We start from the raw sequence: 16,005 nt of genomic DNA, 5'->3' as shown, positions 1-16,005 counted from the left end.
GGCGTGAGCGCGCCGAGAAGACGCGCGCGCGCGACCTCGTGCGCCGGCTGCACCTGTACCTGCGGCGGTTCGAGGACGCCGGCGGGGCGCTCATCGGCGCCGAGCCGCACTTCGAGGTCGCGATCCCGCTCGAGGACGCGGAGTCGTTCGAGCACGGCGCGATCCTGTCGGGCTACATCGACCGGGTCGAGCTCACCCCCGAGGGCACCGTCGTCATCATGGACCTGAAGACCGGCAAGCGCGAGCCGCAGACCGACGCGAAGGTCGTCGACAATCCGCAGCTCGGCGCCTACCAGCTCGCGTTCGAGGCCGGCGCGATCCCCGATGCGGTGGGGCATCCCGCCGGCGGCGCGAAGCTGCTCGTGCTCCGGCCCACGGCCACCCGTGCCGACTATGCGACGCCCTGGCAGCCGCCGTTCGACGACGAGGTCCGCGCGGCCTTCCTCGCCCGCATCCGCTCGGCGGTCACCACGATGCGAGGAGTCTCGTTCGCCGCGCCCTACGAGGAGCACTGCCGCGACGATCACTCCTACGGACTGTGCCGCATCCACACGATCGGCGCGGTGAGCGGGTCATGACGGTCTCCGCCCCTCCCGCGGTGCTCTCGGCGCGGGTCATCGCCGAGGCGCTCGGGCAGTTCCCGCCCACCGACGAGCAGGCGGCGGTCATCGAGGCGCCGCTCGGCCCTGCGCTCGTGGTCGCCGGCGCCGGCAGTGGCAAGACCGAGACGATGGCCTCGCGCGTGGTGTGGCTGGTCGCCAACGGTCTGGTCCGCCGCGACGAGGTCCTCGGGCTCACCTTCACCCGCAAGGCCGCCGGCGAGCTCGCCGAGCGCATCCAGCGGCGGCTGGCCCGCCTCGCGGAGTTCGAGCGACGCGGCCTCCTCGCGGCCCTGCCGCGTCTGCACGACGACGGCCTGCTCGGTGTGTTCGGCGAGCTCGAGCGATCCGGCGCCGAGGGCGCGGCCGTGGCGAGGGCTCGCGCCGACGCGATGGACGCGCTGGCCCGAGCGGTCGGTGCCGCGCCGCAGGAGGCCGACGACGACGCGCTCCTTCACCGTCCGACCGTGTCGACCTACAACAGCTTCGCCGACCAGATCGTGCGCGAGCATGCCGTGCGGATCGGGAGGGATGCCGAGGCCGCCGTGCTCTCGGAGTCCGCGGCGTGGCTGCTGATGCGCCGCGTCGTATTCGCCTCGGACGATCCCCGCCTCGAGGTGCGCGGCGAGGCGGTTCGCACGATCATCGACGGCGCTCTGCGGATCGCCCGCGACGGGGTGGACAACCTCGTCGACCTCGATGACCTGGCGGCCTTCCCCGAGGCCTTCGCGCGCGTGCGTGACCTTCCGTCGACGAACGCGCGGACGGTCGTCTACGCGGACGTGGCCGAAGCCGTCGACAAGGTCGGAGCGCTCGCGATGCTCGCCGACCTCGCGCGGGCGTACGCGGCCGAGAAGCGCCGCATCGGCGTGCTCGACTTCTCCGATCAGGTCGCGGGAGCGCTGGAGGTCGTGCGCAGCCACGACGCCGTGGCGCAGGAGGTCCGCGATCGGTACCGCGTCGTGCTCCTGGACGAGTACCAGGACACCTCCGTGGTCCAGACCGATCTGCTCGCGACGCTCTTCGGTGGCACCGCCGTGATGGCCGTGGGCGATCCGCACCAGGCCATCTACGGCTGGCGAGGAGCCAGCGCCGGCAACCTCGGCGGGTTCCCCCGGGCGTTCGCCCCCGACGGGGAGTGCGCCCGGTACGCGCTCCTGACCAGCTGGCGCAACAGCGCCGGCGTGCTGACCGCCGCGAACGCGGTGCTCGCGCCGCTCGCGGCATCCGCCGCCGTCCCCGTGCAGGAGCTGCGCGCCCGTCCCAGTGCGCCGGAGGGCGTGGTCGAGTGCGCGTTCGAGGCCGACCTCGACGCCGAGACCGACCGCGTCGCGGCGTGGTTCGAGACCGTCCGAGCCGAGCGGCGGCGCAGTGGGCTCACGACGACCGGCGCGATCCTGTTCCGCAGCAAGAAGCACATGGTGCGCTTCGGGGACGCGCTCGGCCGTCGTGGCATTCCCCACCGCATCCTGGGGCTCGGCGGTCTGCTGTCCACGCCCGAAGTGGTCGACGTCGTGAGCGCGCTGCGGGTCGTCAGCGACCCGAGCGCCGGTTCGGCGCTCATACGCCTGCTGGCCGGGCCGCGCTGGTCGATCGGGCTGCCCGACCTGCGAGAGCTGGCGGCGCTCGCGCGCCGCATCGCGCGCCACGACGCGGCACTGCAGCCGCTCTCGCCCGAGGTCGTCGAGCGGATCCGCTCCGGGGCGGGAGACGACGACGGCTCGCTCGTGGACGCTCTGGACTTCGTGCTGCGCCACGCACCCGACCACGGCTGGCTGGCGGGGTTCACCGGCGAGGCCCGCGTGCGACTGCGTGAGGCGGGGGCGGTGTTCGCGGGCCTGCGTCAGGCGGTGGGAATGCCGATCCCCGAACTCGTGCGGCTGATCGAGGTCGAACTGCGGCTCGACGTGGAGCTCGCCTCGAACGAGGCGCGCGGTCCCGCACGCATCGCCTCCGCCCAGCTGCGCGCTTTCGTGGACGAGCTGCACGCGTTCCTCGCCGCCGACGAGTCCGGGTCGCTCCCGAGCCTGCTGGCGTGGCTCGACCACGCCGAGCAGCTCGACGAGTTCGCCCCGCGCACCGAGCCGCCCGAGGACGACGTCGTGCAGCTGCTGACGATCCACGGATCGAAGGGTCTCGAGTGGGACGCGGTGGCGGTGGTGCGCCTGGTGAAGGACGAGCTTCCGAGCGCGCCCCGCGACACCAAGGCGTGGCTGGGCTTCGGCGTGCTCCCCTTCGCCTTCCGCGGCGACTCGGCGTGGCTGCCGTCGCTCGCATGGCGGTCGGCGCAGACGCAGCAGGAGCTGAAGGCGGCACTCGACGACTTCGTCGCCGCCAACCGGGCCCGCCAGCTCGACGAGGACCGTCGCCTGGCGTACGTCGCGGTCACCCGCGCGCGTGACCGCCTGCTGCTGACCGGATCGACCTGGTCGGGCACGAAGCGCCCGCGTGAGCGCAGCGTGTTCTACGGCGAGATCGCCGAGGCGCTCGGAGTTCCGCTCGCCGAGGGCGACGCGGGAGAGAACCCCTATCTTGGCGAGCGGCGCCTGCTGCAGTGGCCGATCGACCCCCTCGGCGCCCGCCGGCCGGCCGTCGAGCGGGCGGCGGCGCTCGCGTCCGACGCGCTCGCGGCTCCTCGCAGCGAGCCCGATCCGGACGTCGCACTGCTCCTTGCCGAGCGCGCGGCGCGCCGTGCGGCGCCGGACCGCGCCGCCCCGACGCGGATCGCGGCGTCCCGCTACAAGGAGTTCGTCTCCGACTATGCCGGGACAGTCGCCGCGATCGCGCGCCCGCTCCCCGAGAGGCCCTTCCGGCAGACCCGGCTGGGCACGCTGTTCCATGCCTGGGTCGAGCAGCGCGCCGGGCGCCCGGGGATCGGCGGGTCGATCGACGACGCACTGTGGGAGATCGACGACGACGTGCCGGGAACGACCTCGTCGGTCGAGGACGCGGAGGCGCTCGACGCGCTGCGCACCCGGTTCCTCGCCTCGGAGTGGGCGCCGCTGCGCCCGCTCGAAGTCGAGACCGAGATCGACTTCACCCTCACCGACCTCGACGGGCGCCCGCACGTCGTCATCTGCAAACTCGACGCGGTGTACCGCCGGCACGACCGCGGTGACCGCATCGAGATCGTCGACTGGAAGACCGGGGCCGCGCCGCGCACGCCCGCCGAGCGAGAGGAGCGGATGCTGCAGCTCGAGCTGTACCGCCGCGCCTACCATGCCAAGAACGGCGTCCCGCTCGACGAGATCGACGTCGCGCTCTACTACGTGGCGGAGGACGTGATCCTGCGGGGCTGATCGGTCGGGGCAGCTCGGTCGGGGCTACTCGGCCAGCCAGCGCCGCAGTGCCGCCTCGGATGCGCGCTCGGCTTCCGCGACGGCGTCGCCGTCGTGCAGCCCACCGTCGCCGAACCCGCTCCGCTCGGACGGATCGGCGATCTCGGCCCGCTCCGCCTCCTTGGCGGCACGGACGTCGGCGAGGTCGATCGGCGACGTCTCGAGGTCCACCAGGTCGATCGCCGCGGTGTCCTGGGCCACGTCGGCCCGGGTCGCGTCGCCCGGGGTCGCGTCGTCCTGGCTCGCGGCGTCCGCGGCCATCCACTGCGACAGCTCTTCGGGATCGTAGGCGTCGGTCTGCATGGAGGTGTCCACGGCGCCTGCCGATGCCTCGGGCATGCGGTCGAGGAGCGCCAGCGCGTCATCGACGTCGAGCGGGGCATCCGCGATGAGATCCTCGTCGGCAACACCCGCCGCCAGCGTCTCGAGGAGGCCCACGGCGTCGTCGATCACGTCGGCACGGCCGGTCTCGTGGCCGTGGACGAGCCACGACGCGAACTCCAGCTCCGCGTAGAGGCGGGCGCGCTCACGGGCGCGGCCATCGGGCGCGCGGCTGCTTCCTGCCACGTAGGCGGCGTACACGTCGTCGGCCGCGGCGGGCGCCGACGCGAGCCACTGCAGGTCCGTCGCCGGATCGCCCACCGACAGACCGTGCCAGTCCAGCAGTCCCGTCACGGACGGTGCGCCGTGGACGTCCTCGAAGAGGAAGGATGCCGCTCCCGCGCCGCCGAGCACGACGGCCGACTCGAAGCGCCACAGCTCGTCGGCCTCGAGGGCGCGACGCCACCGGTCGGCGAGCGCGACCGGAACCCGCCTCGTCGCCGTCGCCCGGTCGAGCAGGCGGGAGGCATCGGTGCGCACCTGCTGCGGAGTGCGCACCGGAAGGCCCTCGGTGCGCACGATCGACAGGGGCAGGGAGTGGAGGGCGGCCAGTGCCGCACCCACCGACGTCGCCGCGCCCCGCCCGGCGGGCAGATGGGCGGGATCGACGCGGTAGCCGGGGAGGAAGTCGACCACGACCGCGCGCGTGTCGCCGAGGCCCGCTTCCCCGAGCACCTCGGGTGCGCGGAAGGGCAGGAGGCCGCGCACGCCGGGCGTGAGCGCACGCAGCGCGCGCACCTGTGCGGCGAGCTCGGGCAGCACGGCGGCGTCGGCGGGCACCCGCACGACGACCCGGCGGCCGTCGTCCAGCTCGGCGACCGCCGAGTCGTAGCGACCCGCGATCCCCTCGGTGAGTGCGCCCACTCCGACGACGCCGACCCGGGGGAGAGCCGACGTGACCGACGCGGCTAGAGTGAAGGGTGAGCGTGCCATGTGCCCAGGGTAGGTCGGCGTCGCTCGTCCACCCCCGCGCCACGCCCTGGCTCGTCCTCTCGGAGAAAGCGGAGATCCTCGATGACGGCGCCCGACAGCTCGAGGCTTCCGCCCCTGGCGGGCACCGGCCTCGATCGCTCGGCCGACGAGCGCGCGACGACGGGTCTGCTGGATGCCACGAGGGTGGATGCCGCGACCCGCGTGCTCGTGATCGCGGGCGACCGCGCACCGCTTGCGTCGGACGACGCACTGCACTGGGTCTCGCCCGGTGATGTGCCCGCGCAGGCGGAGTGGGCCTTTCTCGGCCGGGGCGCATCGGGACAGGCGCTCCTGGCGGCGGTGCTGGATGCCGATGACGCCGAGCCGCTCCCGGCCCCGGCGGGGTGGGGCGGGCTGCGTGCCGTCGGAGGATCGCTCGGTGGCCACGACGCCGCGGCGTTCGTCGAGGCGCTGAGCCTCGCCAGGTGGCTGCGCGAGCAGTCGCACTGTCCGGCGTGCGGCGGTCTCACCCTGCTTCTCGACGCCGGCTGGTCGCGACGCTGTCCGTCCTGCGGCCGGCAGCACTTCCCGCGGACCGATCCAGCGGTGATCGTCGCGATCACCAGCGCGCACGACCCCGACCGGCTCCTGCTCGGCTCCAACGCGCTGTGGGGCGAGAACCGGTTCTCGTGCTTCGCCGGCTTCGTCGAGGCCGGGGAGTCGCTCGAGGCGGCGGTGATCCGGGAGGTCGCCGAGGAGTCGGGCGTGCAGGTGACCGACGTGCGATACCGCGGATCCCAGGCCTGGCCGTACCCGAGATCCCTCATGGTGGGATTCCTCGCGGCGGCGGCGGACGACGCCGCGGCGCGCCCCGACGGCGAGGAGATCGTGGCGGTGCGCTGGTTCACCCGTGACGAGATCGGCGCGGGGCTGGCGGGGACGAGCGAGCTCGGCCTTCCGGGGCCGGCGTCGATCGCGCACCGGCTCATCGGCGACTGGCATGCGGGGCGCGTGTGAGCGGGCGCGCCCTCATGGGCCTGGACGAACAGCAGCTCGAAGCGGTGCGGGCGCTGCGCGGTCCCGTCGCCGTCCTCGCCGGTGCGGGGACCGGGAAGACCCGGGTCATCACGCACCGCATCGCGCACGGCGTCGACACCGGCGCGTACTCGCCCGGACGCGTGATGGCGGTCACCTTCACGGCGAAGGCGGCGGGTGAGATGCGGGGCCGGCTGCGCGCGCTGGGGGTCGACGGCGTGTCCGCCCGCACCTTCCACGCCGCGGCGCTGGCCCAGCTCAACTACTTCTGGCCGACGCTCGCCGGCGACACCGCCCCGGGCATCGTCGACAACAAAGTGCGTCTGCTCGCCCATGCCGCCGACGGCATCGGCATGGATCCCGACACCGCGACGCTGCGCGACGTCGCCAGCGGGATCGAGTGGCGCAAGGTGTCGATGCTCGGCATCGAGGCGTATGCGGCTGCTCGCCCCCAGGGCATCGGACGGTTGCCGGTGGAGCGGGTCGTCGACCTGCAGCGCGCCTACGAGAAGCTCAAGGACGAGCGCCGCCAGCTCGACTTCGAGGATGTGCTCCTCGCCTGCGCCGGCATGCTGGAGGCGGAGCCGCGCGTCGCGCGCGCGGTGCACGAGCAGTACCGGCACTTCACGGTGGACGAGTTCCAGGATGTCTCCCCGCTCCAGCACCGGCTCCTCGAGCTCTGGCTCGGTGATCGGCGCGACCTGTGCGTGGTCGGAGACGCGAGCCAGACGATCTACTCGTTCGCGGGAGCCGACGCACGCTACCTGCTGGAGTTCGCGGCCCGTCACGAGGACGCCCGCGTGGTGCGGCTCGAGACGAACTACCGATCGGATGCCTCGGTCCTCGCCGTGGCGAACGAGCTCATGCGCAATCGACCCGGCGCGCTGCACCTCGTCGCCGAGCCGCACCGGCGCGCGGCGGACGACGTGCCGACGGTGACGGCCTACGACGACGACGAGGCCGAGGCGCGCGGCGTCGCGCACCGCATCTCGGCGCAGATCGCCGCGGGCATCGACCCCCGCCGGATCGCCGTGCTGTACCGCTCGCACGCCCAGTCCGCGGAGCTCGTGCGGGCACTCGCGGACGCCGGCATCGCATCGACCGTGCTCGGCGGGCGCCGGTTCTTCGACCTGCCCGAGGTGCGGCAGGGGATCATGGCGCTGCGCGCGGCATCCGTCGCTCCCATCGAGAGCGGATTCGTCGACACGGTGCGCGACGTGCTGCGCTCGCTCGGTCTCACCGACGAGCCTCCGCAGGCAGGCGGGGCGCTGCGCGACGCGTGGGAGCTTCGCGCAGCGCTCCTGCGCCTCGCGGAGGAGGCTCCGTCCGGCACCACCCTGCGAGCCTTCACCGACGAGCTGACGGCGCGTGCGAAGGCGCACGACGAGCCGGCTCTGCGCACCGTGACCCTTGCGACGATCCACGCTGCGAAGGGGCTCGAGTGGGATCACGTGCATCTCGTGGGGCTGGCGGAAGGACTGCTGCCGATCGCGTATGCGACCACGTTCGAGCAGGTGGACGAGGAGCGCCGACTCGCCTACGTCGGCATCACGCGGGCCGCGCGTACGCTCGCGCTGTCGTGGGCGCGAGGGGTGCGGGAGCGGCAGCCGTCGCGGTTCCTGCGAGAGATCGGCAACGGCAGTCTTCGTGCGGTCGGTGCCTCCTCAGGTCACGGTGGAGCGAACCGGCGTGCACGGTCAGCGACCGGTCGTGGTCCTCAGTCGGGTGGCGCGCGCTCGTCGTGAGCATGCGGCCGGCCACGATCCCGGCCTCCCACAGCACCGACGCGTCGACATCGTCGACGGGGCGGCCGATGAGCTGAGCCGCGAGCGCCGGCCACGCCGGATCGGCGTCGCGACGGGCGGCCGCGAGGCACGCGAGGCAGGCCGTGGCGCCCGGGGTGACGAGCGGGCCGATCTCGGCGCCGCCAGGGGAGAGCACGATGGGCAGGTGGGGACGGTCATCGGCCATGAGGGCGGCGGCGAAGCCCGGTGGGACGACGTGGTGCGCCACGAGGACGACGGGCGCGGCATCGGCGCGCCCGCCGCCCGGCGGGTCGAACGGATGAGCCGGACGCACCGTGCAGCCGGCGGCGATCAGCGCCGCCCGCACGACGTCGAGGTGCGGGGCGGGCACGGCCCCTGCCGCCTGGAGGTCGAGGGCGGGGGCTCCCTCGTGGGCGTCGGCCATCGCCGGATCGATGAGGGCGAGAAACGCCTCTGCGGACCGTGCGGAGGCCCCGGCGGCGACCGCAAACGGCACGGCAGCCCCATCGGGAAGGCCGTGCTCGAGCTCCCGCACGAGCCGCTGCTGCCACGCGCTGGGATCGGCCACCACCGCGACCGCATCCACCCCGAACTGGAGAGAGGTCGCGGATCGCCACAGCGGCGGGTGTGCGGGGTCGATGCGCATGACACAGAGTTTGGCTGCGGCCCGGCGCTCTCTCCCGTTCTCCACAGCGACCGCGGGGCTGCCGTGCCGCCTGCCCGCGCTGTGGAGGAGGCTAGACCGGTCGGTGGTCGTCGGGCGCGCCGCCCTCGCCGGATTCGTCCGGGCCGGGCTCGTCGCCGGGCTCGTCCGGCCCGGTCCGGTCGTCGGGCGCGTCACCGGCGAGCAGCTTGGCGAGCGCGTCGTCGAACTCGTCCGGCGCCGGCTCCTCGCCCCGCGCACGTGCTTCCAGCCGCGCGACGAGCGCCGCGGGGTCGTCGATGTCGTCGGCGCCCGGCATGAGGTCGGGGTAGTCCCACAGCGCATCCCGCGCGGCGGGGCCGACAGCATCCGTCACCGCCCGCCACATCGCCGCGGCCTCCCGCATGCGGCGCGGGCGGAGCTCGAGGCCCACGAGCGAGCCCAGCGCACGCTCCGCGGGACCGCCCACGGCACGCCGCCGGCGGACCGCCTCGGCGATGCGATCGGCGGAGGGGAGGCGCGACGTGGCATCGGCCGTGACGACCTCGACCCATCCCTCGATCGTCGCGAGGAGGTTCTCGAGGCGCGCGAGCGCGGCGTCCTGCGCCTCGGACCGCGCGGGCAGGAGCGCTCCGCTCTCGAGCGCGCGGCGCAGCTCCTCTGGTTCGGACGGATCGAAGCGGGAGGCGAGCTCCTCGAGCGCGTCGGTGTCGACGTGCACGCCGCGGGCGAAGTCGGTGATCTGCGAGATGACGTGCAGGCGCAGCCAGCGGGCGTGGCGGAAGAGCCGGGCGTGCGCCAGTTCGCGCGTGGCGACGTAGAGGGCGAGCTGGTCCTCGGGCACCTCGAGGTCCCGCCCGAAGTCGGCGAAGTTCTGCGGGAGGATCGCGGCCTCGCCGTCGGGCATGAGCGGGATGCCGACGTCGCCGCCGCTGACGACCTCCTTCGAGAGATTGCCGACGACCTGCCCGAGCTGCGAGGCGAAGAGCGACCCGCCGACCGTGCGCATGAGGCGTCCGGCCCCCTGCACGAGGCCCTGCATGTCGTCGGGGGCCTGCTCGCTGAGCGCCGAGGTGAGGGCGTCGGCGATGCTCGTCGCGACGGGCTCCGCGAGCTGCTGCCACACCGGCAGCGTCGCCTCGACCCAGCCGCCGCGCGTGAGCGTCCTCGGAGGGCTCGCGAGCTCGGAGATGGTCGTCGCCTCGCCGAGCCACAGCGCCGCGAGCGCGAACGCCTGGTCGAGGTCGGTGCGCTGGCCGGTGGTCACTCCGAGACCGTCCTGGTTGGCGATGTGGAGGGCCTGGCGCTGCGCGAGCTCCCAGGAGATCCCGCCGCTGTCGGCGCCCGCGAACGCCCCCTGCAGATGGCGCATGACGGTCTGCATCATCGCCGGGTCGATGTTCATGCCGGACAGACGGGAGAGCTGCTCGGGATCGATGTCGCCCGCGCCGCCGCCGAAGAGCTGTCGGATCAGCTCTTGGAACTCGTCTTCGGGACTGCGATCGTCGTCGGCCACTTCTGCCGCCTTTCAGCCGGTTCATGGGAGTGCGCTCTACGCTAGTCGCAGCATCCATCGCACTCCCCGGCAGAGCCCCGAACGCCTTACGCCGGTCGCGAACGACCGGCAGAAAGAGGTCCCGCGTGGCCCTGTTCGACGAGAACGTCACTCTCACGCCCGCGCCACGGCGACGCATGTCGCGCGGAGCGCTCGTCGGCGTCTGGGCCCTCGCCGTCGCCCTGATCGTGCTGCTGGTCATCACGTTCCTGCCCACCTCGTACGTGATCCAGCGGCCGGGTCCGGTGTACAACACCCTCGGCACCGCGGCGTCGGCCGAGGGCGAGCAGGTGCCTCTCATCTCGGTCGCGGGGGCCCAGACGTATCCGACCGACGGCGCGCTGGACCTCCTCACGGTGCAGGTCGTGGGCAACCGCGAGCGGACGCCCTCGTGGTTCGAGCTCGCGCTGGCGTGGTTCGATCCGACGAGGGCGGTCCTTCCCATCGACGCCGTCTTCCCCGAGGGGACCAGCACCGAGGAGCGCAACAGCGAGAGCGCGGCGATGATGGTCGACTCGCAGCAGGAGGCGACCGCCGCCGCCCTCACCGAGCTCGGCTACGACGTCGGCGCGACGCTCACGGTGCACTCCTTCGTCGAGGATTCGGCCGCCGCCGGGGTGCTCGTCGAGGGCGACGCCATCCTCTCGGCGGACGGCGCGGAGGTGATGGATGCCGCGTCCCTCCGCGAGATCGTCAACGAGGGCGGCGGCGACCCCGTCGAGCTCGTGATCGAGCGCGACGGCGAGGAGCTGACGGTCCCGGTCACCCCGAAGGAGACCGAGGTCGACGGCGAGACGACGCTGCTGCTCGGCATCACGCTCATGACGCAGTACGACTTCCCGATCGACGTCTCGATCCAGCTCAACAACGTCGGCGGCCCGAGCGCGGGAATGATGTTCGCCCTCGGGATCATCGACACGCTCACTCCCGAGGAGCTCAACGGCGGTGAGAACGTCGCCGGCACCGGCACGATCACCGCGGACGGGACCGTCGGCCCGATCGGCGGCATCCGCCAGAAGCTGTGGGGCGCCCAGGAGGCCGGCGCCGAGTGGTTCCTGGCCCCCGAGTCCAACTGCGACGAGGTCGTCGGCCACGTCCCCGACGGGCTGCAGGTCTTCGCCGTCGAGACGCTCGACGACGCCCTCGCCGCCCTCGAGGCCGTGCGCGACGGCGGCGACGTCGACGCCCTCCCCACGTGCTCCGCCTCGGCATGAGTCCGAGGCGCGATTTCTCGCGGATTTCGCCCAGGGCGGACTCGGCGGGCGCTCAGTACCGCGCACCTAGGATGGAACGGTGACCACGACCGCTGCGCCGACCCCGGCCACACCCTCTCGCTCCCGACGCGTCATTGCGATCTCGCTCGCGATCATCGCGGCCCTCGTGGCCGCGTTCTTCGTGTTCGCGAACCTGTACGCCGACTTCCTCTGGTACGACCAGCTCGGCTTCGACTCGGTGCTGCTGACGCAGTGGATCGCGCGCGTCGTGATGTTCGTCGTCGGATTCCTCGGCATGGCGGTTCCGGTGTGGCTGGCGATCCAGCTGGCTTACCGGCTGCGACCGGTCTATGCGCGCCTGAGCTCGCAGCTGGACCGCTACCAGGAGGTCGTCGAGCCGCTGCGTCGCCTCGCCATGTGGGGCATCCCGATCTTCTTCGGCTTCTTCGCCGGCTTCGCGGCATCGGCCCAGTGGGAGACCACCTGGCTGTGGTTCAACGGAGTGACCACCACCGTCACCGACCCCGAGTTCGGGCTCGACACCGGCTTCTACCTCTTCGCGATGCCCTTCTACAGCGCGCTGGTGGGCTTCCTGTCGGCGGTGCTGCTGGTGTGCCTGCTCGTCACGGCGCTGGTGGCCTACCTCTACGGGTCCGTCCGCATCGGCCAGCGCGAGCTGCGCATCTCGAAGGCCGCGCGCATCCAGCTCGCCGTCATCGCCGGGCTCTATCTGCTCGTGCAGGGCGCGAGCCTGTGGCTGGACCGCTACAAGACCCTCGTGGAGCCGGGAGACCGCATCACCGGTCCGGGCTACACCGGCGTCAACGCGATCATCCCCGGCCAGACGATCCTCGCGATCGCCGCCGTGTTCGTCGCGCTGCTGTTCTTCGTCACGGCGGTCATCGGCCGCTGGCGGTTCCCGCTCATCGGCACGGCGCTCCTGGTGGTCTCGGCGATCGTCCTCGGCATCGGCTACCCCTGGGTCGTCAACACGTTCCAGGTGCAGCCGAACCGCTTCGCGCTCGAGCAGCCCTACTATCAGCGCAACGTCGACATGACCCACGAGGCGTACGGCATCGCCGGACTCGACAAGCAGGACTTCCAGGCGGTGACGGATGCCGAGGCCGGCCAGCTGCGCGAGGACGCGGCCACGACCGCCCAGGTGCGCATCATGGATCCGGCGATCATCTCGCCCAACGTGCGCCAGCTCGAGCAGTTCCGCGGGTACTACCAGTTCGCCGATCCGCTCGATGTCGACCGCTACGACATCGACGGCGTCTCGCAGGACACGGTGGTGTCGGTGCGCGAGCTGGACCTCGACGAGCTCGGCGCCGCGGCCGACTGGCAGAACACCGCGGTCGTCTACACGCACGGCTACGGCCTGGTCGTGGCCAAGGGCAACGACCGCACCGGCGACGGCGATCCCGTCTTCCTCGAACGCGGCATCCCCGCCTCCGGCTTCCTGTCGGAGGAGGAGGACTTCCAGCCGCGCGTCTACTTCGGCGAGTACTCGCCGACGTACTCGATCGTGGGCGCGCCCGAGGGCACCGACCCGGTCGAGCTGGACTACCCGGTGGGCGGCGACTCCGGCGGCGAGACGAAGACGACCTTCGAAGGCGACGGCGGGCCGAGCCTCGGGAGCGTGTTCAACCGCCTGATCTACGCGCTGAAGTTCCAGGCCGAGCAGATCCTCTTCTCGGACTACGTGAACGAGGACTCGCAGATCCTCTACGACCGCGACCCGAGCGCCCGCGTGCAGAAGGTCGCGCCCTACCTCACGCTCGACAGCGACCCGTACCCGAGCGTCGTGGATGGCCGCGTGGTGTGGATCATCGACGGCTACACGCTGAGCGCCAACTACCCCTACTCCTCGACGGTGAGCCTCGCCTCGGCGATCTCGGACTCGAGCAACCCTGCGCCGCGGTTCGCGCTGGACGACATCAACTACATCCGCAACTCCGTGAAGGCCACGGTCGACGCCTACGACGGCTCGGTCAAGCTCTACGCGTGGGACGAGGAGGACCCGCTGCTGGAGGCCTGGCAGAACGTGTACCCCTCGACCGTGCTGCCGATCAGCGAGATGTCCGGCGAGCTCATGAGCCACGTGCGGTATCCGACGGATCTGTTCAAGGTGCAGCGCACGGTGCTGGGCGTCTACCACGTCGACGACGCCAACTCGTTCTACCAGAGCGACAACCGCTGGCAGACGCCGAACGACCCCCAGGCCGACACGCAGCTGCAGCCGCCGTACTACCTGACGATGCAGATGCCCGGTCAGGATTCCCCGACGTATTCGATGTTCACGTCGTTCATCCCGTCCTCGACGACGGGCAACGCGCGCAACGTGCTGATGGGCTACCTCGCGGTGGACTCCAACGCGGGCAGTGAAGCGGGCGAGAGACGCGAGGACTACGGCAAGCTGCGGATGCTGGTGATCGACGCCGACACGACGGTTCCCGGTCCAGGGCAGGTGCAGAACACGTTCAACTCGGATCAGCAGGTCTCCTCGCAGATCAACCTGCTGAAGCAGGGGCAGTCCGAGGTGCAGAACGGCAACCTGCTGACGCTCCCCGTCGGCGGTGGCCTGCTCTACGTCCAGCCGGTGTTCGTGCAGTCGTCGGGTGCGACCAAGCTGCCGAAGCTGCAGAAGGTGCTCGTCGCGTTCGGTGACGACATCGCGTTCGAAGACACCCTGAACGAGGCGCTCGACACGCTGTTCGGCGGGGACTCCGGTGCGAGCGCAGGCGACGACGACGTGGAGCCGACACCGGGTCCGACACCGACTCCGGAGCCGACCGATCCCGGCGGTGAGCCGACGGTTCCGTCCGACGAGTACCAGGCGGCGCTCGAGGACGCGCAGGAGGCGATGATCGAGCGCGACGCCGCATTGCAGGCCGGCGACCTGACCGCGTTCGCGGAGGCCGACGAGCGCCTGACTGCGGCGGTCGAGAAGCTCATCGAGCTGGGCACCCAGGGAGAGTAATCCAGGTGACGCGTGATCCCGGTCCCTTCCGAGGGGCCGGGATCAGCTCGTGAGGAACCAGTACCAGATCAGCAGCAGGGTCACCAGGAAGCCGGCGAGCTGGTTGAGCCACAGGAATCGGTCCCACCCGCGGGTCGCGGTGACGGCCGTCTCGTCGGTGATGTCGCGGAACGGCCACACCGTCAGCAGGTAGGGGATGGCCACGAGAGCCGCGAGGGGGCCCGGCCAGGCGGTCGTGAGCATGACGAGCCCCGCCGCCGCGTAGCAGGCCAGGGCGAAGCGCACCGTCCAGCGGGCGCCGCGCGCCGTCGCGATCGACGCGATCCCCGCTTCCCGGTCCGCCGCGACATCCTGCACCGCGCCGAAGGCGTGCGATGCGACGCCCCACAGCGCGAAGGCGGCGATGACGGCGGCCAGCTGCCACGTCCAGTCCGCGCCGGCCAGCACGAGCCCGTAGACGGCGGGAGAGAAGAAGTGGATGCTGCTGGTCACCGAGTCTGCGAACGGCACCTCCTTCAGCCGCAGCGGCGGCGCGCTGTAGAACACGACGAAGAACAGGCTCGCCGCCAGGACCGCCCACGACGCCGGCGAGCCGACGATCGCGAGGTACACCACGAAGGGCGCGCACGAGATCCCGGCCGCCCACAGCGTCACGGCGTGCAGCCGGCGGTCGAGCACCGCCCCGTGCGCGCCGCCCTTGCGCGGATTGCGCAGGTCGGACTCGTAGTCGAAGACGTCGTTGATGCCGTACATCGCGAGGTTGTACGGGATGAGGAAGAAGAGCGTGCCGACGATGAGGGTCGCGTCGATCTCCCGCACCGTCATCACGTACGCCGCCGCGAAGGGGTAGGCGGTGTTGATCCAGCTCACCGGGCGCGAGGACAGCAGCAGCTGCCGCGTCACCGCGCCTGCGCGGAGGGGCGGGGTGGCGGTCATGCGGTCGCGTCCGTCGCCGCGCGCGGCGTCAGCAGCACGAACACCGCGGGCACGAGGAAGGCCGCGCACACCGCGTAGGAGAAGTCCTCGACGGGTGCCAGGCCGACGCGCAGTCCGCTGAGGTGCTCCGAAGGGTAGGTGAACAGGCCCGCCGCGATCATGACGTTGTCGAAGACCGCGGTGAGAATGACGAGCACGCCGGCAGCGATGCCCGAGGCCGCCATGCGCGGCCCGAAACGGGGGCGGCGCACCGTCGCGAGGACCACGATCAGGGTCAGCAGGGCGAAAGGCACCACGATGAGAGCGTAGGTCACGGGGCATCCGCCTTCCGCGGGCGGCTCAGGAGGAGTCGAGCGGCTCCCCACGCGACCAGGGCGAGATACGACAGGAACGCCAGGAAGAAGGGCTCCTCGAGCGGCAGGTGCGGCGCGAGGTCGACGCCGAGCAGGAGAGCGCTGTCGCCCTTGACGAACACGCCCGTCGCGATCCCCACGGCGTCCCACGCGAGGAAGAAGACCGTGCCGATCGCGACCGCGGCCGCGGCGCGCCCGGGGGACGCCCAGGCCGCGAGACGCCACCGGCGGTCGAGCAGGGCGACTCCGACGGCGGACAGCAGGATCGCGGCGAGGTAGAGACCCGGCAC

The 16,005-nt window shown here is 72.2% G+C and carries 11 protein-coding genes; 6 read left to right on the top strand and 5 right to left on the bottom strand.

All coding sequences use genetic code 11. The features are described 5' to 3' along the window. A partial coding sequence (locus tag ACE3O1_RS02280) for a RecB family exonuclease (RefSeq protein ID WP_374312006.1) occupies nucleotides 1-578 on the top strand: 578 nt, incomplete at its 5' end. After that, a complete protein-coding gene (locus ACE3O1_RS02275) occupies nucleotides 575-3,898 on the top strand; it encodes a UvrD-helicase domain-containing protein (RefSeq protein ID WP_374312004.1) in 3,324 nt (1,107 codons plus the stop codon). The genes ACE3O1_RS02280 and ACE3O1_RS02275, both read left to right, overlap by 4 nt. Before the next feature lie 24 nt (nucleotides 3,899-3,922). Here the strand turns inward: ACE3O1_RS02275 and ACE3O1_RS02270 are convergent, their stop codons facing one another. Then, nucleotides 3,923-5,251, bottom strand: a complete 1,329-nt coding sequence (locus tag ACE3O1_RS02270) for a phosphotransferase (protein WP_374312002.1) — start codon at nucleotides 5,249-5,251, stop codon at nucleotides 3,923-3,925. 81 nt (nucleotides 5,252-5,332) lie between these two features. Between ACE3O1_RS02270 and nudC the strand changes: the two genes are divergently transcribed. Further along, the gene (gene nudC / locus ACE3O1_RS02265; RefSeq protein WP_374312000.1) at nucleotides 5,333-6,247 is read left to right on the top strand and encodes an NAD(+) diphosphatase; all 915 of its coding nucleotides are present in this window, start codon (nucleotides 5,333-5,335) and stop codon (nucleotides 6,245-6,247) included. After that, nucleotides 6,244-8,010: an ATP-dependent helicase gene (locus ACE3O1_RS02260; RefSeq protein ID WP_374311998.1), complete on the top strand. Its 1,767-nt coding sequence runs from the start codon at nucleotides 6,244-6,246 to the stop codon at nucleotides 8,008-8,010. Before nudC ends, ACE3O1_RS02260 begins: the two co-directional genes overlap by 4 nt. 758 nt (nucleotides 8,011-8,768) lie before the next feature. Here ACE3O1_RS02260 and ACE3O1_RS02255 read toward each other — a convergent pair. Next, the gene (locus ACE3O1_RS02255) at nucleotides 8,769-10,190 is read right to left on the bottom strand and encodes a zinc-dependent metalloprotease (protein WP_374311996.1); all 1,422 of its coding nucleotides are present in this window, start codon (nucleotides 10,188-10,190) and stop codon (nucleotides 8,769-8,771) included. A 125-nt stretch (nucleotides 10,191-10,315) separates the two neighbouring features. Here ACE3O1_RS02255 and ACE3O1_RS02250 point away from each other — a divergent pair, with 125 nt between their 5' ends. After that, nucleotides 10,316-11,443, top strand: coding sequence for a PDZ domain-containing protein (locus tag ACE3O1_RS02250; RefSeq protein ID WP_374311994.1), 1,128 nt, complete (start codon nucleotides 10,316-10,318; stop codon nucleotides 11,441-11,443). A 79-nt stretch (nucleotides 11,444-11,522) separates the two neighbouring features. Further along, nucleotides 11,523-14,426 carry a UPF0182 family protein gene (locus ACE3O1_RS02245; RefSeq protein WP_374311992.1) on the top strand — a complete coding sequence of 968 codons (2,904 nt, stop codon included), beginning with the start codon at nucleotides 11,523-11,525 and terminating at the stop codon, nucleotides 14,424-14,426. Nucleotides 14,427-14,468: 42 nt separating this feature from the next. Here ACE3O1_RS02245 and ACE3O1_RS02240 read toward each other — a convergent pair whose 3' ends face one another. From ACE3O1_RS02240 to ACE3O1_RS02230, 3 genes are read right to left on the bottom strand one after another with little or no spacing between them, the layout of a single operon-like run. Then, entirely contained in the window at nucleotides 14,469-15,362 is an 894-nt protein-coding gene (locus tag ACE3O1_RS02240; RefSeq protein WP_374311990.1) for a prenyltransferase, read from the bottom strand. Further along, nucleotides 15,359-15,676, bottom strand: coding sequence for a lycopene cyclase domain-containing protein (locus ACE3O1_RS02235; protein ID WP_374311988.1), 318 nt, complete (start codon nucleotides 15,674-15,676; stop codon nucleotides 15,359-15,361). The genes ACE3O1_RS02240 and ACE3O1_RS02235 overlap by 4 nt, the downstream gene beginning before the upstream one ends. After that, a complete protein-coding gene (locus ACE3O1_RS02230) occupies nucleotides 15,673-16,005 on the bottom strand; it encodes a lycopene cyclase domain-containing protein (protein ID WP_374311986.1) in 333 nt (110 codons plus the stop codon). Before ACE3O1_RS02230 ends, ACE3O1_RS02235 begins: the two co-directional genes overlap by 4 nt.

It is taken from the genome of Microbacterium sp., from assembly GCF_041909575.1.
GTDB lineage: Bacteria > Actinomycetota > Actinomycetes > Actinomycetales > Microbacteriaceae > Microbacterium.
The sequence above is the reverse complement of the archived record's forward strand: the minus strand, read 5'-3'. Positions and strand labels throughout refer to the sequence as shown.